The sequence below is a fragment of the Methylocaldum sp. MU1018 genome (genome assembly GCF_053646775.1).
The window spans coordinates 439,432-459,580 of the sequence record NZ_CM132195.1 but is presented as its reverse complement, the minus strand read 5'-3'; the positions used below and the strand labels follow the sequence as shown (position 1 = coordinate 459,580).

Here is a 20,149-nt window from a genome sequence, read left to right as displayed (position 1 = left end):
TCAAGTAGGTCGCCAATCCTTTGGCGACGAGGATGTCGGGAAGGGATTCCCGACTCAATCAAACGGGGTGAGGGCCGGCCTGACCCCGATCCACACCGGATTCACGTCGCGCCCTGCCCTTTGGTCAAGACCAAATATTTTTGGTGAAGCGTCTCGCGGTCTTCCGCGTAATTCGGATCCTTTTGAATGCAGTCCACCGGGCACACTTCCATGCATTGCGGCCTGTCGAAATGCCCGACGCACTCGGTGCACAGCGCCGGATCGATCCGGTAAATGTCCTCGCCCTGCGAAATGGCGACGTTCGGGCACTCGGGCTCGCACACATCGCAGTTGATGCATTCGTCGGTAATCATCAAAGCCATAACGATCTCACTCAGAAGTTGCGTATTTTGCGACCAGCGCTTCCCGCACCAGTTCCGGCACGAAACCCGACACGTCCCCGCCGAGTTTGGCAATCTCGCGAATCACCGAAGACGAGATGAAGGCGTACTTTTCGCTGGGCGTCAGAAACATCGTCTCCAAGTCCGCGCAAAGATGGCGATTCATGCCGGCCAATTGAAACTCGAACTCGAAATCCGACACCGCGCGAAGCCCGCGCAGAATCACGGTGGCGCCGCACTTTTTCGCGCAGTTCACCAGCAGGGTATCGAAGCCCAGGATTTCGACGTTTCCCAAGGCGTGCAGCGAACGGCGCGCCAGTTCCACCCGCTCGTCCAGGGTAAACAAAGGCGTCTTGTTCTTGTTCTCCGCCACGGCCACGACCACGCGGTCGAAAATGCGGGCGGCGCGCGTCACCAGGTCGACATGACCGTTGGTGATGGGATCGAAGGTTCCTGGATAGATCGCGGTAATGTTCATGAGGATGAACCGGGCGACATGCGCTCACACAAGTGATAGCCGACCTCGCCGGCCGTATCGCCGCGCAAAACCCGCCAGTTTTCCGGAAGCCCGTCGAGCCGAAAGCCGCTCTCGGCTTCCAGATAGATCTTGGCGCGGGGCGACAGCCAGCCGTGCTCTTCCAGCGCCCGGCAGCACGGGATGATCAAATTCCGACGGAAGGGCGGGTCGAGAAAGACCAGATCGAACGGCTGCCCCGTCCCCGCCAGGAAACGCCCGACTTCCGCTTGGACGATCTCCATCGTCTCGGCGTTCAACAATGTGCGATTCCGTTCGAGGGCCGCGCACGCCGCGGCATCCCGTTCCACTTGCACGACCCTTGCGGCGCCGCGCGAAGCGGCTTCGAACCCCAGCGCGCCGCTGCCGGCGTACAGATCGAGGCAACGCGCGCCGTCGAGGTCGTTTCGCAGCCAGTTGAACAGCGTTTCCCGCACCCGGTCCGGCGTCGGCCGAAGCCCGGGCGCGTCGGGAAACCTGAGCTTGCGGCTGCGGAAACGGCCACCGATGATACGCAGCTCATTCCTCACTTCGCCCCGCCGCCGACCAGCACGGTCTGGAGCTTGCCCGGATCGATCCGGGACCGGAAAGCGCGCTTGACGTCTTCCCGGGTCACCGCTTCCACCTTGCCGGTGAACGTGGCGAGATAATCCAGGGGACGATCGTAAAACGCGATGATGGCCACCTGCTCGGTGAGCTTTTGATTGCTGTCCAGGCGTAGAACGAATCCGCCGACGATGTTTTTCTTGGCGGCTTCCAGCTCCTTGTCGGTCGGTCCGTTTTCGGCGAAATCCTCGATCGTCTTGAGCGCGACGCGCAGCGCCTCCTCGGCCTGATCGTTGCGGGTCTGGAGCCCCATCTGGAACGGGCCGGCCTTCTTGAGCGGCATGAAATAGCTGTAGGCGCTGTAGGAAAGTCCCCGCTTTTCGCGAACTTCTTCGCTGATGCGGGAAACCAGGCCGCTGCCGCCCAGGATGTGGTTGCCCACATAAAGCGGAAAATAATCGGGATCGGTCGCCGTCATCCCGAGAACTCCGGCGCGGACGTGGGTCTGCTCGGACGGAAACGGCTGTTTGACGGTTTCGGCCGACTTGAGCGGCTCGGGCGCCGGCAACGCGGACGGAGCGGCGCCTTTTTCGAGACCCGACAGCAATTTTTCGGCGATGGCTTCCGCGTCCGCCCGTTTCACTTCGCCGACGATGACGACGATGGCGTTGCTCGCCACGTAATAGCGCTTGTGGAAGTCGGCCAGATCGTCGCGGGTCAGCGGCTGCACGGTTTCGGCAAACCCTTCCTGCGGATGGGCGTAAGGATGGTTGCCGTACAGCGCCTGAAAGAAGGCGATTTCGGCGAGGTCGTCGGGCTGTTCGCCGCGCTGCTTGATCGCGAGCAGCGTCCGATTTTTCTCCCGATCGAAGTCTTTTTGCTCGAAGCGGGGACGGGCCAGGATTTCCCGCCCCGTGTCCAGCGCGACACTCAGCTTTTCGGGATGAGTCAGGCTGCGCAGCGACAGCCAGGCCGAATCGCGCGAAACGCCGGTTCCCAGCACCGCTCCGACGCTCTCGAGCCGCTGGGCGATGGTGTCGGCGTCCCAATCGCCGGCGCCGGTATCGAGCATGCCGGAGGTGAGGGAGGCGAGGCCGAACTTTTCACCATCGCGGGCGCTGCCGGCGTCGAACACGACCCGGACGTCGAGCAGCGGCAAGCCCTCGGTCGGCACGAAATAGACCCTGCCGCCCTGCGGCGAGACCCAGTGCTGGATTTCCGGCACGGCGTAAACCGGCGCGCTGGCCAGCAAAAACAGAAACACGAGGCATCGCGACGCGCGCTTAACGAACATGATCACCTCCCATCGGTGCGGTTTCTTCCGGCGCCTTCGCGCCCTCGGGCAAGGGTAAGGGCTCCAGATAGGCCACGCTGAGCCGGTCGTCGATCAGGTATTTTTGGGCAACCTTCTGAACCTGCTCGGCAGTCACGGCGTTGACCTTGTCCACATACTCGCGGACGGTTTTCCATCCGAGTCCGACGGTTTCGGTCATGCCGAGCTGCATCGCCTGATAAAACATGGAATCCCTCTGATAAACATGATGGGCCAGCACTTGCGCCTTGACCCGCTCCAATTCTTCGACGGACACCGGTTCGTCGCGAAGACGGCGGACTTCCTCGTTCAGCGCTTTTTCCAGGGCCTGCAAGGTTTTGCCCTGAACCGGCGTCCCTTCCAGAGTGAAGAGATTGGTCAAGCGGGAATAGAGATCGTAGCCGGCCCCGGCGGATGCGGCCACCTGCTGTCCGCGCACCAAACGGCTGGACAGGCGCGCGCTGTTGCCGCCGTCCAGAATCCCGGCGGCGACTTCCAGCGCGTAGGCCTCCCAATCCTCCTCGCCTATCGTTCGCAAGGCGGGTGTTTTGAAGCCCATCACCAGATAGGGCAGCTTGGCCGGCAGGCGAACGATCATGCGGCGCGGTCCCAGTTGCTCGACTTCGCCCCGGCGCTTGATCTCCGGCAGCTTGCTGGGCTTCAACGGACCGAAGTATTTCTTGGCGAGCGCGTAAACCTCCTGCGGGTTCACGTCGCCCACGATGACGACCGTCGCATTGTTCGGCGCGTACCAGAGTCCGTACCAGTGCTTGAGGTCGTCGACGGTCAGTCCGCTGACGTCGTCCGGCCAGCCGATGACCGGGTTCTTGTACGGACTATCGGTGTAGGCGACCGCCTGGAAGTGTTCTACCATCTTGGCGCGCGGCTGATCGTCGGTGCGCAGCCGGCGCTCCTCCAGGACGACCTGTTGTTCTTTCTTGAATTCTTTATCGGCCAGCAGCAGATTCCGCATGCGGTCGGCTTCGAGTTCGAAGCTCACCGGAAGCCTGGTTTTTTCCAGGGTCTGGAAATAGGCGGTGTAATCTTGCCCGGTGAAGGCGTTTTCTCGACCTCCGTTTGCTGCGATAATACGGGAGAATTCGCCCGGCGGATGTTTTTCGGTACCCTTGAACATCATGTGTTCGAGCATGTGCGAGATGCCGGTGATGCCGCCGTGTTCATAGCTTGCGCCCACTTTGTACCAGACCTGCGAAACGACTGCCGGCGCACGGTGGTCTTCTTGGACCAAAAGCTTCAACCCGTTATCCAGCCGGAACTCGTGAACCGCAGGCTCAGCAGCGTGAAGCGACAGCGGCGATATCAGCAGGGCCAGACGGAGTCCGCGAAACAGCATTTGACGCTCTCCTTAATGTGTTGAGGATCGGACGGCAGGTTGCCGAACCAGCCGATATTGTAAACGAAGACCGTAGTGAAACGATGAACTCGACGACTCATATCGAATCCACGAACGCCGTTTCCTGGAGAACCTATCTCGCTCTGTGCAAGCTCAAGGTAGTTGGCCACATCGTGTTCACTGCCGTGATCGGCATGTTTTTGGCCGTGCCGGGACTGCCTCCTCCGGCCGTTTCGTTGTGGGCGACTCTGGGCATCGGACTGGCCGCCGCTTCCGCGGCCGCCATCAACCACTTCCTGGACCGGCGCGCCGACGCCGAAATGGCGCGAACCCAGCAACGGCCCTTGCCGTCCGGCCACGTTCAGCCCAATCAGGTGATAACCTTCGCTGCCGTTCTGGGCACGCTTTCGATGGCGATCCTGGTCATCTTCGTGAACCCGCTCACCGCGTTTTTGACCTTCCTCTCGCTGATCGGCTACGCCTTCATCTACACCGTTTATCTGAAGCGCGCGACGCCGCAGAATATCGTTATCGGGGGAGCCGCCGGCGCGGCGCCGCCGGTGCTCGGCTGGTGCGCCGTGACCGGCGCGGTGCATCCTTACTCTTTGCTGCTGTTTCTGCTGATCTTCACCTGGACCCCGCCTCATTTTTGGGCTTATGCGATCGCCAAGCGGGACGACTACGCCAAGGTGAACATCCCCATGCTGCCCGTCACCCACGGCGTGGAGATCACCCAGTTGCACATTCTGCTCTACACCATATTGCTGCTGATCGTGAGCCTGTTCCCGTATCTCACGGGGATGAGCGGCTTTCTCTATCTTGGCGCGGCCGTGGGACTGGGCGGCGGGTTTCTGTATTACGCGATTCGCCTCAAGAGAGAAGTCGACAACCAGTTGGCCATGAAAACTTTCGGCTATTCGCTGGTCTATCTGATCGGAATCTTTTCGGCTTTGCTGATCGATCATTACGTGCCGCTCATCGCAGGCTTATCCCGATAGTCCCGAGCAGCAGGATGGGCAAAGGCCGTCAGGCCGTGCCCATCCCACAAAATCCACATTCGACGGTCAGCATTACCCGATGCCTTACTATCCGGTCAAAAAGAAAATCATTCCCCGCGGCCCGGATCGGCTTCCCGACCGAGCCTTTTCCCATCTCCCGCCGCTGCTGCAACGCATTTATACCGCGCGCCGACTGACCGTCGCCGACGAATTGGACCGCTCGCTGGCGCAACTCCCTTCGCCCTGGCTGTTGAGCGGCATGGAGGGCATGGCCGATCGACTGGCGGAGGCGATCCGGAACAATCGGAGCATTCTGGTCATCGCCGATTACGACACCGACGGCGCCACCGGCTGCGCCGTGGCCGTCCGCGGGCTCAAGCTGCTCGGCGCGGAACGGGTTTCCTATCTCGTGCCCAATCGCTTCGAATACGGCTATGGCCTGACGCCGGAAATCGTCGCCCTGGCCGCCCAAAGCGCCCCGGACATCCTGCTCACCGTCGACAACGGCATTTCCAGCATCGAGGGCGCGGCGGCGGCCAAGGCCCGCGGCATGCAGGTCTTCATCACCGACCATCACCTGCCCGGGTCGGAGCTTCCCGACGCGGACGCCATCGTCAACCCGAATCTGGCCGGCGATCCTTTTCCGAGCAAGTATTTGGCCGGCGTCGGCGTGATGTTCTACGTGCTTTCGGCGGTGCGGAACCGGCTTCGAGCCGCCGGTCATTTCGCCCGAACCGGCCCTTCGACTGGCATCAGGACAGGCACGGAAGAACCGAATCTCGCGCAACTGCTGGATTTGGTGGCTTTGGGAACGGTCGCCGACGTGGTGACGCTGGATCACGTCAACCGCATCCTGGTTCACCAGGGGCTGCAGCGCATCCGTTCGGGGCAAGCCCACGCCGGATTGCTGGCGCTGCTGGAGGTTTCCGGGCGCCCTTCGCGGCTGATCGCGGCGGCCGACCTCGGCTTCGCCGTGGCGCCCCGGCTCAACGCCGCCGGGCGGCTCGAAGACATGACCCTCGGCATCGAGTGCTTGCTGACCGACGATGCCGACGCCGCCCGCGTCATGGCGGCCCGGCTCGACCAGTTGAACCGGGAGCGGCGCGAAATCGAGGAACAGATGAAACTCGACGCCCTCGCCCACCTCGAAAATCTCGATGACTCCCTGGCGACGACGGCGGGGCTTTGCCTGTTCGACGACTCCTGGCATCAGGGCGTAGTCGGCATACTCGCCTCCCGGATCAAGGACCGCGTGAACCGGCCGGTGATCGCCTTCGCCCGGACCGACGGCGACGAGATCAAAGGATCGGCGCGCTCCATTCCGGGCGTGCACATCCGCGATGTTCTGAGCGATATCGCCACGCGCTGTCCGAACCTGCTGCGGAAGTTCGGCGGCCACGCGATGGCTGCCGGGCTGAGCCTCCGCCGCGACGACCTGCCGCGCTTCACCGAACTGTTCGAGGAAGAAGTGGCCCGCCACCTGACCCATCTGGATCTCGACCACGCCGTCCACAGCGACGGCCCGCTCGAAGCCCACGAGATGGTGCTGGAAATCGCCGAGTTGCTGCGCCAGTCGGGACCCTGGGGCCAAGGTTTTCCCGAACCCTTGTTCGACGGCGAATTCGACGTGGCGCAAAGCCGCATCGTCAGCGACCGCCATCTCAAGCTGCTGCTCAGGATCCCGAACTCCGACAGGCTGATCGACGGTATCGCCTTTTTCGTCGACGAGCCGGCCGATTGGCTGGCTTGCCGGCGGCTGCGGGCGGTTTATCGGCTCGACATCAATGAATTTCGCGACGCCCGAAGCGTCCAACTTCGCATGGAGTACATGGAAAGCAGCGACGCCTAGCCGCGCCTCGCGGCGGATTCGCCGAAACCGGCGTCCGCACGGCGTTCATCGTTCGGGCAGGCATATCTGCGGCCGGGCGCCGGCTTTCGCCATGTACGGCCCCAAGCCCGCTTTCGCGAGATTATTGCCATGTCGCACGGTCCGACAACCTGGATGTGGGCGCAAGCCTGCGAAATGCTGGAACAGGCGGAGCGCCTTCACCGGCGCTTCTTTCAAGTCCACCGGCTGGCCGCCTCCCGGCCGGCGTGGGAACCGCCCGTCGATATCATCGAAACCGGCGATGCGCTCACCATCACGGTCGTACTGCCGGGCGTACCCCCGGAAGCCATCGACGTCGCTGTGACCGAGGACATGCTCGTCGTGTCCGGCGAACGGTCTTTGAATATAGCCCCGGACGCCGCCGTCATCCATCGTCTGGAAATTCCCTATGGCCGCTTCGAGCGGCGCATTCAATTACCGCCCTGGCGCTTGCGTCCCGGCGACCCGATTTACGCAGACGGCTGTCTGACCATTCCTCTTTTTAAGACGGATTGAGTGCCGCCATGAAAACCGAACAACGATCAGACAAATACTCCGAATCCGCCGCGGCCCTGCCCCCGGATGCGATCGCGATCATCCCGGTGCGGAATATCGTGCTGTTTCCGGGCGTCATCATTCCGATCAGCATCGGTCGTGAACCCTCCATCGCCGCGGCCCAGTATGCGCTGCGCCGGGACACCTCGATCGGAATCCTGTTGCAGCGGGACGCTAAGGTGGACACGCCCGAACCGGACGAGCTGTATACGGTCGGCTCCCAGGCCGCCATCCTGCGCTACGTGACCGGACCGGAAGGCTCGCACAACATCGTCTGCCAAGGCGAGCAGCGGTTCCGGGTCCTCGAATTTCTGCAAGGGTATCCGTTTCTGGCAGCCCGCATCGAGCCGGTCAAGGAGCAAGAGATCGAAACGCCGGCCATCGAGGCCCGCCTGTTGCAACTGAAGGATCAAGTGGCCGAGGTGCTGGCGTTGCTTCCGCAAGCCCCGCCGGAATTGTTGAACGCCGTTCAACAGGTATCCTCGGCGCCCATGATGGCCGATTTGGTGGCTTCGTTCATGGATCTGGCGATCGCGGAAAAGCAGGAAATCCTCGAAACGTTCGATCCCCAGGCGCGGCTCGACCGGATTTCGAACCTCCTTCGTCACCGCATTCAGGTTCTTCGCATTTCCAAGGAAATCAGCGAGCAAACCAAACAGAGCATGGACGAGCGGCAGCGCGAATTCCTGCTCAGGGAGCAGCTTAAAACGATCCAGAGACAGTTGGGCGAAACCGACGAGCACACCGAGGAAATCGGCGAACTGTACGAAGCCATCGCCAAGGCGAAAATGCCCGAAGAAGCCGAAAGCCAGGCGATGAAAGAACTAAAGCGGCTGGAACGGATGCCCGAAGCGAGCGCCGAGCACTCCATGGTGCGCAGCTATCTGGAATGGCTGGTCGAACTGCCCTGGTCGGTCGAGACCGAGGATCGGCTGGATATCGCCGAGGCGCGCCGAGTGTTGGACGAAGATCACTACGGCCTCGAAAAGATCAAAAAACGGATTCTCGAATACCTGGCGGTGCGCAAGCTGAACCCAGCCGGGAAAAGCCCGATTCTCTGCTTCGTCGGGCCGCCCGGCGTCGGCAAGACGTCCCTCGGTCAAAGCATCGCCCGCGCCACCGGCCGCAAGTTCGTGCGGGTCAGCCTGGGCGGCGTACACGACGAGGCCGAAATCCGGGGCCACAGGCGAACCTATATCGGCGCCTTGCCCGGCAACATCATCCAGGCCATCCGTAAGGCCGGCGCGCGCAATTGCATCATGATGCTGGACGAAATCGACAAGCTCGGCGCCAGCTTCCACGGCGATCCCTCCGCCGCATTGCTGGAAGTGCTCGACCCCGAACAGAACAGCACCTTCCGCGACAACTACCTCGCCGTTCCGTTCGACCTCAGCCACGTCATGTTCATCGGCACGGCCAACATGCTCGACACTATTCCGGGCCCCTTGCGCGACCGCATGGAAGTGATCCACCTGCCCGGCTACACGGCCGAAGAAAAGCTTCAGATCGCCCGGCGCTATCTCGTTTCCAAGCAGGCCGAAGCTTGCGGCCTGGATCCCGACCAATGCGAGATCACCGACGAGGCGCTGAACGCCATCATCCGCGACTATACCCGCGAAGCCGGCGTAAGAAACCTGGAACGGGAAATCGGCGCCGTGTTCCGTCATGCCGCCGTCCGCATCGCCGAGGGCGAAATCGAGCGTCTGACGGTCACGCCCGAATTGCTCCCGGCCATTCTCGGGCCGAGGCGCTTCGAAAGCGAGGTCGCGATGCGCACCAGCGTCCCCGGCGTCGCGACCGGCCTCGCCTGGACCCCGGTGGGCGGCGACATTCTGTTCATCGAAGCCAGCCGCGCTCCCGGCACCGGCAAGCTGACCTTGACCGGGCAACTGGGCGACGTCATGAAGGAAAGCGCCCAGGCTGCCCTGAGCCTCGCCAAGGCCCGCTGCGCCGACCTCGGCATCCAGCCCGAACTGTTCGAGAAAAGCGACATTCACATCCACGTGCCCGCCGGAGCCACCCCCAAGGACGGCCCCAGCGCCGGCGTCGCCATCTTCGTCGCGCTGGTGTCGCTGCTAACTCAAAAAGCGGTCCGCAGCGACACCGCCATGACCGGCGAAATCAGCCTGCGCGGCCTCGTGCTTCCCGTGGGCGGCATCAAGGAAAAGGTGCTCGCCGCTCTCGCCGCCGGCATCGCCCGCGTGCTGCTGCCGGCCCGCAACCAAAAGGAACTGGAGGAAATTCCCGCCGAAGCGAAAGAAAAACTGCAATTCGTCTGGCTGGAACAGGCGGAAGACGCCCTCCGCGAAGCGCTCGGCGAACGCCCCGCTTGATCGCGCCGATTCGTCCCGTTCAGACGCGCCGGCTCGACCGCCGCCGCACTTCGACCAGGCCCTGCGAGAACGTCGGCGCATATCCGAAGCCGCATAGGCGGCCGCGCCGATCGCGTTGACCGAACCGTCGCCGTGACTCCACCAAAGAAAGCCACATTCGGCGGCAGGCGAGTTACTTTTCTTGGCTTGTACAAAGAAAAAGCACCCGGATGGCTCTGTTCCTCCGGTCAGTTATCGTGCGATTTCCAATCAAGATGAAGCGCGGGAATCGGCATATTCGACGTCCGTCGCATACATCTCGTAAGCCTTGCTGTATTCCATGACCCGGGCCACCTCCCTGATGAAATCTTCGCCGTACCCCGCCCTGCGCAGCAGGTGAAATCCCACCTCCATCCCGGAGCTGATGCCGCCGCCCGTGATGATCCGTCCGGCATCGACCACCCGCGCCCGGCTGATGCGGCAGGCCGGCGCCAGGTCGGCCAGGCGATCGATAGGCACTTTACCCGAGGGGGATTGTTCCACGCGATCGGGCTCCTTGCGGTTGGTCGCCGCTTTTCCGTCCAACAGCCCCATCCGCGCGTAAATCCACGAGCCGGTGCAGACCGAAACCAGCAGCGTTTTCTCGGGCAAGCCGCGAATGAATTTGTGCAAATGCCCGTTGTTGATCTCCTGACGCGTGCCGAAACCGCCCGGAATCAGGAAAGCGTCCATGTCGGGCCGGTCCGCGAAGGAGTAGTTGGGCAGCACCGTGAAGCCGGCCTGTGCCTGCACCGGCCGCAAGGACTCGGCGATGAAGAACGCCTCCAGCTCGGGATCGAATCGACGAGCAACCGAGAACACGCCATAGGGCGCCGCGAAGTCGACGATTTCCAGATCCTTGCAGATATAAATACCTAATCGGAAACCGGGTTTGAACGTGTAACTCATGGTCGTTTCCTTGTGTTGGTTGAGGGCCAATCCGCCATGTAGACAGATCTGTCTACAGCATTGATGAGACAGACTATTCTGTCAATAATCCCGTAAACGCTTTCAAGAGCTTTTATGACTCAAGACGCCGCGCCCGTTACGCCCTCGGCCCGCGACCGCATCCTGGAAACCGCACAGCGGCTGTTCTACCGGCACGGCATCCGCGCCGTCGGCGTGGATCGCATCATCGCCGAGTCGGGGGTCGCCAAGATGTCCTTTTACCGCCACTTTCCATCGAAGAAAGACCTGGTGATCGCATTCCTGGAACGGCGCCACCGGTTCTGGATGGACTGGTTCACCGGGCGCGTTCGGGAACTGGCGGCAACTCGGACTTCGCCCGGCCTCGCCGTCTTGGCGGACGCGATCGAGGAGTGGTTTTCGGAACCCGACTTCCGCGGCTGCGCGTTCATCAATACGGTCGCGGAACTGAGCGAAGATTCGGCGGAAGAACGCCGGATCGCGGCGGATCACAAGCGCGAACTGCGGGATTTCATCAGGACGCTGATCCCCGAGCGGCCGGGGCTCTCGGCGGACGACACGGCGGAACGGGCTGTGCTGATCATCGACGGCGCCATCGTGCGGGCCCAGATGACGGGCGATGCCAAACCGGCCGAGGACGCGCGCGCCTTGCTCGCCCTCCTGCTGGATGAAAGGATTTTTGGCTCGTCGTATACGACAGATGCGTATTGACACCCCAGCGAGCGTGCTGTTAGCGTTGGACCATGAATAAACGGCAGCCCTCCTCCATCCTTCCCCTTCCGGCTCTTACCTTGGGCCTGGGTCTGCTGCTGCCCCTCGCGGGCAAATAACTCTCCTCACACTCCTTTTTCGATCGACTGAATACCCCTTGCGGGGATAACTGCGTCCATCCGACGCCATGTCCTGGAGTACGACCATGAACGACCTGATGCTTTCTCTGTCCCTGCTTCGACTTCAACCCGGTTGCCTGGCCTTGCGCTCGCGGCAGCCCGGCAGCCTTTTCGTCGCCGCCCCGAACACCCGTCCCATCCGACGAAAACCCAGGAGTCACCGATCATGTTGAAGCATCCGAACACCAAGTACCGCTCCTTTCCCAAGGTCCAACTCGCGGACCGCACCTGGCCCGACCGGGTCATCACCCAAGCCCCCATCTGGATGAGCACCGATCTCCGGGACGGCAATCAGGCACTGTTCGAGCCCATGACCGCCGAGCGCAAGATGCGCCTGTTCAAGAAGCTGGTGGACATCGGCTTCAAGGAAATCGAGGTCGCCTTCCCTTCCGCCTCCCAAACCGAATTCGACTTCGTCAGAACGCTGATCGAAGGCGGTCACGTCCCCGCCGATGTTACCATCGAGGTGCTCACCCAAGCCCGCGAACACCTGATCCGACGCACCATGGCATCGCTCTGCGGCGCCCGCCGCGCCATCGTTCACGTCTACAACGCCACCGCCCGGCCGTTCCGGGAAATCGTTTTCGGCATGAGCCCCGACCAGGTCATCGCGATGGCCGTTTCCAGCGTGAAGCTGGTGCGGGAACTGGCGGAAGCGCGTCCGGAAACCGAGTGGATACTCGAATACAGCCCGGAAGCCTTTACCGGCACCGAACTCGAGTTCGCCCGCGATATTTGCGACGCGGTGGTGGAAGCCTGGGGCGCCACGCCGGAGCGCAAGGTCATCCTCAATCTGCCGGCCACCGTGGAAATGGCGACGCCCAATGTCTATGCCGATCAGATCGAATGGATGCATCGGAACCTGTCGCGGCGCGACGACATCGTTCTAAGCGTGCACCCGCACAACGACCGAGGGTCGGCCATTGCCGCCGCGGAACTGGCGCTCATGGCCGGAGCCGAGCGGGTCGAGGGCTGCCTGTTCGGCAACGGCGAGCGGACCGGCAACGTGGACTTGGTGACCTTGGCGCTCAATCTATACACCCAGGGCGTCGATCCGGGCCTCGACTTCTCGAACATCAACGACATCGCGCGAACCGTGGAAGACTGCATCCGCCTGCCGATCCATCCGCGCCACCCTTACGTGGGCGATCTGGTATTCACAGCCTTTTCCGGTTCACATCAGGACGCGATCAAGAAAGGCCTAGCCCACCAGCGACCCGATGCGTTCTGGGAAGTGCCCTACCTGCCGATAGACCCCGCCGACCTGGGCCGCTCTTACGACGCCGTCATCCGGGTCAACAGCCAGTCCGGTAAAGGCGGCATCGCCTATCTTCTGGAATCCGCTTACGGCCTGTCGTTGCCGCGCCGGCTCCAGGTGGAGTTCAGCAGCGTGGTGCAGCGCCATGCCGACGCCACCGGCGCCGAAATCATGCCGGACGAACTTTGGCGGATGTTTTCGGAGGAGTATCTGGAACCGGCGACGACCATCCGCTATCTCGAGCATCATTTGTTCAAGCACGGAGCGGTTCAGGGCATTCGTCTGATGCTGGAAACGAACGGCCGGCGGATCACGCTGACGGGCGAAGGCAACGGCCCCATCGACGCCGTGGTCCACGCACTCGGGGGAATGGTGCGGCTACAGTCCTATGAAGAGCGCTCCATGGGCCAGGGCTCCGACGCCAGGGCCGCCGCCTTCGTCGAAGTCGCGATCGACGGCATTCCCGGCATCCGATACGGCATCGGCATAAACGCCAACATCGTCGCGGCCTCGGTGCTGGCGATCGTCAGCGCGCTGAACCGCGGTCTCAACGGCATCGAACCCGAGGCACGGCAAAGGCTTGTCGCCATTCTGCAAAAGACCGCGCGGCAGGTCGCTTGATCGGCGCCGCCCAGACGCGGATGATGGGCGCGGTTTGAGGCCCATCGTCCGCCGCTTCGAGTTCGTGCATGAAAAACCTGCGTTTTTATTTCAGTTTTCGCAGCCCTTATGCCTGGCTGGCCTTCTACCGGTTGAGCAAGATCTCGGATCGGTTGCCGGCGCCTATCGAATACATTCCTTTGTTTCCGCCCAAGCCGTTTCCCGGCGATCCGGTTGCTTCTCCGCAGAAAACGGCTTATGTGGCCGAGGACGTCGGGCGATTCGCCAAGGCTTACGGGCTTCCGCTGCAATGGCCGAAGCCGTTCGACACGGACTGGAAACGGCCCCACGCCGGCTTTTTGTACGCCCTTGATCAGGGCCGGGCGGTGGAGTTCGGACTGGCGGCGTTTGCCGCGCGTTTCTCGCGGAGCGAAGACCTCGGCGACGACGCGACTCTGATCGGGGTGGCAGAACGCTGCGGGCTGGAACCGGACGCCGTCATTCGAAGCGCCGACGACCTCGCCTTGCAGCGGCGCGTGCTGAAAGGCGTCGTGCGCGGACAGCGGGAAGGACTGTTCGGCGTGCCCTTCTTCGTTTACGGTCCGCACCGCTACTGGGGCAACGACCGTCTCGAATGGGTGCTGCGCGACATCGCCGCCGACTCGGGGCGAAAAGTCCCCGACTTGAAGAACGATGTTTTTTCCGGTTTGTTTTCCTTCGATGACTGAATCGATCGAATTCGACACCGAACGTCTCCGGTTGCGTCAATGGCGCGCCGCCGACCGCGAGCCTTTTGCACGACTGAATGCCGATCCGCGGGTGATGGCGTTCCTCCCTTCCCCGCTCGACCGAGCCGCCAGCGATGCGATGGCCCAACGCATCCAGGCGTTGATCGAGGAACGCGGATGGGGTTTCTGGGCCGCCGAACTCAAGCGGACCGGCGAATTCATCGGATTCGTCGGGCTGCATGTGCCCATGCCCGAGCTTCCGTTCGCGCCGTGCGTCGAAATCGGCTGGCGACTCGCATACGCTCACTGGGGCCGCGGCTATGCGACCGAAGCGGCGAGAGGCGCCTTGCGCGTCGGCTTCGATGTGCTGAATTTTCCCGAAATCGTTTCTTTCACGGCAGTGGGCAATACCCGGTCGCGCGCCGTCATGGAACGGCTGGGCATGGTTCAAGCGCCGGAAACGTTTCGGCATCCAGCCCTTCCCGCCGGCCACCCGCTCCGCGAGCACTGTTTGTATAGGCTGCCCGGAGACTCGTGGGAAAACCTGCGACAAGCTCGGGACTCATGCCGATAAGCCTTGAGCGGCGTCCGATTTACTCAGCGACATAAAAGCGACGGCCCCGGCAAAAACAGCGAATACGCGATTCGGCTATCTCTCATTTCCTCGCTTCCATGACTTTATAGCCGTCGCGTTGGGTCAGCACCCTGTCGTGCCCGGCACACGCCCGAACGACTTTTTCGTAAGGCAGATGCCGGTTGGCAACGAAATAGAGTCGACCGCCGGGCTTCAGGGACGTCAGCGCCGCCCGCACGAAGGCTTGGCCCAAGCCGGGCTCCGCCTCCCGGCCGGCGTGGAACGGCGGGTTCATAACCACGAAATCGAGCCGGTCGACAGGCAATCCCGCGGCGACGTCGTACCAATGGAAATGCAACTGCGTGCCGGAGGCAAACGCGGCGAGATTGTGCCGGGCGGCCTCCAGCGCCTTGCGCTCGGCTTCGAACAGGCACAATTCGGCGACGGCGGGCGAGCGGGCGAGCAGCATCCGGCTCAAATAGCCGTAACCGGCGCCAAGATCGGCGCCGCGCCCCGCCAGGCCGTCCGGCAAATACTCGGCGAGCAGGCGCGAGCCGGGGTCGATGCGGTCCCAACTGAATACGCCGGGCCGGCTCACCAGATCCGTTCCCGGTATTGGCCGAAGTTCGCCGCCCCGAAGCCAGGACGCCATCAGCGCCGAGTCGAGCCGCGCCGATTCTTTGGTTCCCCAAAAAACCCGGCATTTATGCTTGCTGAACGACCGAACGCCGCCGAGCAGCTCGGCACAGCGTTTTTCCAGCGAAGCCGCGCCCAGATCGTTTGCGGCCGTGACCGCCAGCGTTCCGCCCTCGACCAGCCGAGAAGCCGCCCGCGCCATGTGGTAAAGGGTTTCTTCCTTGTGCTTGGTCGCGAAAACGATGCAGAGGCCGCACGGCGCATCGGCGTCGGCGACGGTCTCGACGCCGAGTCTGGCCAAGGCGTCGGCATCCGGCTTGTTCGTCTGTTGGCACACGACCGCCCCCCCGCCGAGCCGCCGGAGATAGTCCCCCGGCGCGGCGCGAAGGATCAGAATGTCCCCGCCGCTCTCGATGGGATGCTGCTCGAGGAATTTGTCTAGGGCTGAAGCTTGGGGATTCATGCGTGTCGGTCCGGGGACGTGCGGGAGTGTTGCTATGGCGCATCGGCGAGGGGCGGCTCCCTCGATTCGGGAACGATGCCGATGTTTGCCGCCCGAACGCCTGGTAGTATACAAGCTCGCGGCCTCGTTCCGGCGTTGAGAGAGATCCGATTGACTCTCCGATCCGGGCCAATGAATTATGTAATCTTTTCGAACTAAAAGGCCCTCGCCACCCTCTCCAATCGCAAACGGCCATCCCGGAGAGAGGGCCTTTTCGGAGTTCTGAGCGATCGACCATGTCCAACCCCATCGAATTGCCCTATTTCGACGCGCTCTTGAGCCTCCTGGACCGCGGCCATCCGGCCGTCGATCGAGCCTTCGGACGCCATGTCCACTGGGGCTATTGGCCCGAGCCCGAACTGGCGGACGGCTCGCCGGAAGATTTCGCGCTAGCGGCCGAACGGCTTTCCGAGCTGGTTTACGCAGCAGCCGAGGTCGGGAACGGCCAGCGGATTTTGGATGCGGGCTGCGGCTTCGGCGGCACGATCGCGAGCCTCAACGACCGATTCCGGGACATCGTCGCTTCCGGCCTGAACATCGACCGGCGCCAACTGCGACGAGCGGGCGAGCGCGTTCCGGCCGAGCCCGGAAACGCCCTGGACTGGATTCAGGCCGACGCCTGCGCCCTGCCCTTTGCCGACCGCAGTTTCGACGCGGTTTTGGCGGTCGAGTGCATTTTCCATTTCCCGAGCCGGAAAAAGTTCTTCGAGGAGGCTTATCGAGTGCTGAAACCCGGCGGGGGGCTGGCCTTGTCGGACTTCGTCCCGACGCCCTTGTTGCGCCCCGCCATGACCTTCGCCTCCCGCTGGCCGGTCTCGGCCGGCTTTTACGGACGCTGCCAGTTTCACAGCACCTTGAAGGACTATCGCCGCCTGGCCGAGGAGACCGGATTCGTCGTCCGGCACGAGCGGGACATCACGTCCAATACCCTGCCCACCTATGACTTCGTGCGGAAGCTGGCCAAGGACATGTCCGTGAAAACGGCGTCGGCGGTCGTGGAGACGCTATTCGCCGAAGGGGCCAGCCGCCTGGGACTGCTGCGTTATCTGGTGCTGGCTTTCGAGAAGCCCCGCTAAGGGACTATCGAGTCGAGGCCTCCAGTTCCGATTCCGGTGCAGGGTGGGTTAGGCGCGCATGACCCCGAGCCAGCGATGTTCGCTGGCGTTTCGGCGCGCGGAAAGTCCCGCGGGGTATAAATAGTTTATGGCGGTGCGCGCCTAATCCACCCTACAATCTGCGGTTGTTTTCAAGCAGAACGGAATGTCCTTGGTGAACGACTCCCACGGAACTGTTCGGGCCTTGAACGGTCCCATCGAACGATCGAATTTTCTTGAAAAGCGTCCAAATCTGTTGGTTTTTCGAGATTTACTTTCACTCGCGCAATTATTTCGCCTCGATATGGTTTAATAGCGAGGCTAACAGTCTCAACGAGCTTCAATCGACTCCATGAATTGGCAACAGTTTTTTTCCATGGGCGGCTACGGCTTCTACGTGTGGACGTCCTACGGTTTGATGTTTGCGGTTTTGGGCCTCAATCTGTTTCTGTCCACGCGCCGGAAATCCGAGGTGCTGAAGAGCATCGCCCGGCGTCCGAAACAGGAGGGTAGAGCGTCATGACGCCGCGCCGCCGCCGCATGATCGTGGTCGGGGTGATTCTGATCGGCGTCAGTCTGGCGACCTTTCTCGCGCTCACCGCGTTCCAGAAGAATCTGCTGTATTTCTACACGCCGTCGCAAGTCGCCGCCGGCGAAGCCCCCAAGGGTTATCCGTTCCGCGTGGGCGGCCTGGTGGTCGAGGGCAGCGTTCAGCGCGAACCCGACAGCCTGACCGTGCGCTTCTCCGTCACCGACGGAAGCTCCGCGGTTCCCGTCCATTACACCGGAATCCTGCCCGATCTGTTCCGGGAAGGCCAGGGCATCATCTCGGTCGGACAAATCAACGAAGCGGGCGTGTTCGAAGCCAGCGAAGTGCTCGCCAAGCACGACGAGAATTACATGCCGCCGGAAGTCGCCGATGCGCTGAAGCAGGGCGGACAGATGCCCACCAGTTATAAGGATTACCAGAAATGATGGCGGAACTCGGGCACATCGCCCTGATCATGGCGCTGTTCATGGCGCTGTTGCAGTCGGTGTTTCCGCTGCTGGGCGCGGCCCAGGGCGTGCCGGTGTGGATGGCGGTGGGGCGTGCCGCCGGGCGCGCCCAGTTCTTCTTCCTGGCCGTGGCTTTCGCCTGCCTGATCGGGAGCTTCGTGAACCATGATTTTTCCGTGCTCTATGTGGCGCGGAACTCCAATACCGCCTTGCCCCTTTATTACCGCATCTCGGCCGCCTGGGGCGCCCACGAAGGGTCGATGCTGCTCTGGGCATCGATCATGGGACTGTGGACCGTGATGGTGACGATCTTCAGCCGCAGCCTGTCGGAGGAATTCCTGGCGCGCGTCCTGGGCATCATGGGCCTGGTCAGCGTCGGCATCCTGCTGTTCATCCTGCTGACCTCCAATCCGTTCGAGCGTCATTTTCCGCCACCCGCCGACGGCAACGATCTCAATCCCCTGCTGCAGGACATGGGCATGACGGTTCATCCGCCCATGCTGTACATGGGCTACGTCGGACTCTCGGTCGCCTTCAGCTTCGCCATCGCGGCCCTCCTCGGCGGCTCTCTGGATTCGGCCTGGGCACGCTGGTCGCGGCCCTGGACCCTGATCGCCTGGGTGTTCCTGACCTTCGGCATCGTGCTCGGCTCCTGGTGGGCGTATTACGAACTCGGCTGGGGCGGCTGGTGGTTCTGGGACCCGGTGGAAAACGCCTCGTTCATGCCCTGGCTGGTCGCGACCGCCCTGCTCCACTCGCTGGCGGTCACCGAAAAGCGCGGCGCCTTTAAGGCATGGACGGTGCTGCTCGCCATCTTCGCCTTTTCGCTGAGTCTCCTGGGCACCTTCCTGGTGCGCTCCGGCGTCCTGACCTCGGTGCACGCCTTCGCCTCGGACCCGGCGCGCGGGCTTTTCATCCTGATCTTCCTGGCCGTGGTGGTGGGCGGTTCGCTGCTGCTGTACGCGGTGCGGGCGCCGACCGTCAAGGACCGTGTCCGTTACGGCTTCGTGTCCAAGGAAAATCTTCTGCTGCTGAACAACGTCCTGCTGATCACGGCGGCCGCGAGCATTCTGCTGGGGACGCTCTATCCCCTGGTTCTCGACGCCTTGCAATTGGGCAAGATTTCCGTCGGCTCGCCGTATTTCGCCAGCGTGTTCGGCCCGGTCATGACGCCCATTTTTCTTTTGGCCGGCATCGCGCCGATGTTCGCCTGGCGCGAAGCCGATCTCGGCAAGATCGGGCGGCGCGTGCGCCATGTCCTCCTCGGAAGCCTGGCGCTGGGCGTGGCGTCCACCGCGGTTTTCTGGGACGCCAAGGACATCAAGACCATGGCGGGACTCGCGATGGCCTTCTGGCTCGCGGCCAGCGCGCTGTTGAGCCTCTGGAACCGGGTCCGGCTGCGCGAGTCGCCGCTTCAGGGCCTCAAGGCGCAGTCCCGGAGCGTCTACGGCATGACCCTGGCCCATATCGGCATCGCCGTGTTTCTCACCGGCGTCGTCCTGTCGGATCGCTACAGCGAAGAAAAGATCGTGCGGCTGGCTCCGGGGGAATCCTCGGCATTGGGCGATTACACGTTCACGTTCAAGGGCGTGACCGAGGTGCAAGGCCCCAACTTCGTCGCGCAGCAGGGCGATTTCCGCGTGCAGCGGGGCGACCGGGAGATCGCCGAACTCCATCCGCAAAAGCGCGTTTACCGCGTGCAGCGCAATACCATGACCGAAGCGGCGATCGACCCGGGCCTCACCCGCGATCTTTACGTCGCACTCGGCGAGCGGATGGACGCCGATGCCTGGAGCGTGCGGATTTATTACAAGCCGTTCATCCGCTGGATCTGGCTGGGCGGACTATTGATGATAGCCGGCGGCCTGTTTTCCGCCGCGGACCGCCGTTACCGTTTGGCGCCCCGCCGGGAGGAAGCTTGGAGCGAGTCGGCGGAAAGCAAGCCGGCGTGAGGGTGAAGGTCATTCGTTGTCGAGAATGCGGGCTCCACCCCTTTGTGGGCCGGAATAAAATCGCGGGTCGGGCATCTGTTCCGGCTATTTGTCGGCAAAGGATTGCCGACCATTA

The 20,149-nt window shown here is 62.6% G+C and carries 19 protein-coding genes; 12 read left to right on the top strand and 7 right to left on the bottom strand.

The annotated features are described in order from the left end of the window. Positions 1 to 101 precede the first annotated feature (101 nt). From ACWJKU_RS02165 to ACWJKU_RS02145, 5 genes are read right to left on the bottom strand one after another with little or no spacing between them, the layout of a single operon-like run. Positions 102 to 362 carry a YfhL family 4Fe-4S dicluster ferredoxin gene (locus ACWJKU_RS02165; RefSeq protein ID WP_454145387.1) on the bottom strand — a complete coding sequence of 87 codons (261 nt, stop codon included), beginning with the start codon at positions 360 to 362 and terminating at the stop codon, positions 102 to 104. 7 nt (positions 363 to 369) lie between these two features. Beyond that, complete coding sequence (gene coaD, locus ACWJKU_RS02160) at positions 370 to 858, bottom strand: pantetheine-phosphate adenylyltransferase (RefSeq protein WP_454145386.1); 489 nt, start codon at positions 856 to 858, stop codon at positions 370 to 372. Continuing rightward, entirely contained in the window at positions 855 to 1,424 is a 570-nt protein-coding gene (gene rsmD / locus ACWJKU_RS02155; protein ID WP_454145385.1) for a 16S rRNA (guanine(966)-N(2))-methyltransferase RsmD, read from the bottom strand. Before rsmD ends, coaD begins: the two co-directional genes overlap by 4 nt. After that, positions 1,421 to 2,734: a M16 family metallopeptidase gene (locus ACWJKU_RS02150; RefSeq protein ID WP_454145384.1), complete on the bottom strand. Its 1,314-nt coding sequence runs from the start codon at positions 2,732 to 2,734 to the stop codon at positions 1,421 to 1,423. Before ACWJKU_RS02150 ends, rsmD begins: the two co-directional genes overlap by 4 nt. Further along, positions 2,724 to 4,106, bottom strand: a complete 1,383-nt coding sequence (locus tag ACWJKU_RS02145; RefSeq protein ID WP_454145383.1) for a M16 family metallopeptidase — start codon at positions 4,104 to 4,106, stop codon at positions 2,724 to 2,726. The genes ACWJKU_RS02150 and ACWJKU_RS02145 overlap by 11 nt, the downstream gene beginning before the upstream one ends. Before the next feature lie 83 nt (positions 4,107 to 4,189). Between ACWJKU_RS02145 and cyoE the strand changes: the two genes are divergently transcribed. The 4 genes from cyoE (at position 4,190) to lon (ending at position 9,859) form a co-directional block, all read left to right on the top strand. Further along, positions 4,190 to 5,104 carry a heme o synthase gene (gene cyoE / locus ACWJKU_RS02140; RefSeq protein ID WP_454145382.1) on the top strand — a complete coding sequence of 305 codons (915 nt, stop codon included), beginning with the start codon at positions 4,190 to 4,192 and terminating at the stop codon, positions 5,102 to 5,104. Between the two features lie 79 nt (positions 5,105 to 5,183). Continuing rightward, entirely contained in the window at positions 5,184 to 6,953 is a 1,770-nt protein-coding gene (gene recJ / locus ACWJKU_RS02135; RefSeq protein ID WP_454145381.1) for a single-stranded-DNA-specific exonuclease RecJ, read from the top strand. A gap of 129 nt (positions 6,954 to 7,082) precedes the next feature. Continuing rightward, entirely contained in the window at positions 7,083 to 7,487 is a 405-nt protein-coding gene (locus ACWJKU_RS02130; protein ID WP_454145380.1) for an Hsp20/alpha crystallin family protein, read from the top strand. A gap of 8 nt (positions 7,488 to 7,495) precedes the next feature. Then, a complete protein-coding gene (gene lon / locus ACWJKU_RS02125; RefSeq protein ID WP_454145379.1) occupies positions 7,496 to 9,859 on the top strand; it encodes an endopeptidase La in 2,364 nt (787 codons plus the stop codon). 249 nt (positions 9,860 to 10,108) lie between these two features. On the opposite strand, the gene ACWJKU_RS02120 is transcribed toward lon, so the two are convergent. Then, positions 10,109 to 10,786, bottom strand: a complete 678-nt coding sequence (locus tag ACWJKU_RS02120) for a DJ-1/PfpI family protein (protein ID WP_454145378.1) — start codon at positions 10,784 to 10,786, stop codon at positions 10,109 to 10,111. A gap of 114 nt (positions 10,787 to 10,900) precedes the next feature. Between ACWJKU_RS02120 and ACWJKU_RS02115 the strand changes: the two genes are divergently transcribed. From ACWJKU_RS02115 to ACWJKU_RS02100, 4 genes are all read left to right on the top strand, one after another. After that, positions 10,901 to 11,515, top strand: coding sequence for a TetR/AcrR family transcriptional regulator (locus ACWJKU_RS02115; protein ID WP_454145377.1), 615 nt, complete (start codon positions 10,901 to 10,903; stop codon positions 11,513 to 11,515). Between the two features lie 345 nt (positions 11,516 to 11,860). After that, the gene (leuA, locus tag ACWJKU_RS02110) at positions 11,861 to 13,573 is read left to right on the top strand and encodes a 2-isopropylmalate synthase (RefSeq protein WP_454145376.1); all 1,713 of its coding nucleotides are present in this window, start codon (positions 11,861 to 11,863) and stop codon (positions 13,571 to 13,573) included. Positions 13,574 to 13,641: 68 nt separating this feature from the next. Further along, on the top strand, positions 13,642 to 14,280 hold the full coding sequence (locus tag ACWJKU_RS02105; RefSeq protein ID WP_454145375.1) for a DsbA family protein: 639 nt from the start codon (positions 13,642 to 13,644) through the stop codon (positions 14,278 to 14,280). After that, the gene (locus ACWJKU_RS02100) at positions 14,273 to 14,854 is read left to right on the top strand and encodes a GNAT family N-acetyltransferase (RefSeq protein ID WP_454145374.1); all 582 of its coding nucleotides are present in this window, start codon (positions 14,273 to 14,275) and stop codon (positions 14,852 to 14,854) included. The genes ACWJKU_RS02105 and ACWJKU_RS02100 overlap by 8 nt, the downstream gene beginning before the upstream one ends. An 82-nt stretch (positions 14,855 to 14,936) precedes the next feature. On the opposite strand, the gene ACWJKU_RS02095 is transcribed toward ACWJKU_RS02100, so the two are convergent. Further along, positions 14,937 to 15,953, bottom strand: coding sequence for a methyltransferase (locus ACWJKU_RS02095; protein WP_454145373.1), 1,017 nt, complete (start codon positions 15,951 to 15,953; stop codon positions 14,937 to 14,939). 275 nt (positions 15,954 to 16,228) lie between these two features. Here ACWJKU_RS02095 and ACWJKU_RS02090 point away from each other — a divergent pair, with 275 nt between their 5' ends. The 4 genes from ACWJKU_RS02090 (at position 16,229) to ACWJKU_RS02075 (ending at position 20,034) form a co-directional block, all read left to right on the top strand. Beyond that, complete coding sequence (locus tag ACWJKU_RS02090) at positions 16,229 to 17,068, top strand: class I SAM-dependent methyltransferase (protein WP_454145372.1); 840 nt, start codon at positions 16,229 to 16,231, stop codon at positions 17,066 to 17,068. A gap of 370 nt (positions 17,069 to 17,438) precedes the next feature. After that, positions 17,439 to 17,609: a heme exporter protein CcmD gene (gene ccmD / locus ACWJKU_RS02085; RefSeq protein WP_454145371.1), complete on the top strand. Its 171-nt coding sequence runs from the start codon at positions 17,439 to 17,441 to the stop codon at positions 17,607 to 17,609. Continuing rightward, a complete protein-coding gene (ccmE, locus tag ACWJKU_RS02080) occupies positions 17,606 to 18,061 on the top strand; it encodes a cytochrome c maturation protein CcmE (RefSeq protein WP_454145370.1) in 456 nt (151 codons plus the stop codon). The genes ccmD and ccmE overlap by 4 nt, the downstream gene beginning before the upstream one ends. Further along, on the top strand, positions 18,058 to 20,034 hold the full coding sequence (locus ACWJKU_RS02075) for a heme lyase CcmF/NrfE family subunit (protein ID WP_454145369.1): 1,977 nt from the start codon (positions 18,058 to 18,060) through the stop codon (positions 20,032 to 20,034). The genes ccmE and ACWJKU_RS02075 overlap by 4 nt, the downstream gene beginning before the upstream one ends. The last annotated feature ends 115 nt before the right edge of the window (positions 20,035 to 20,149 follow it).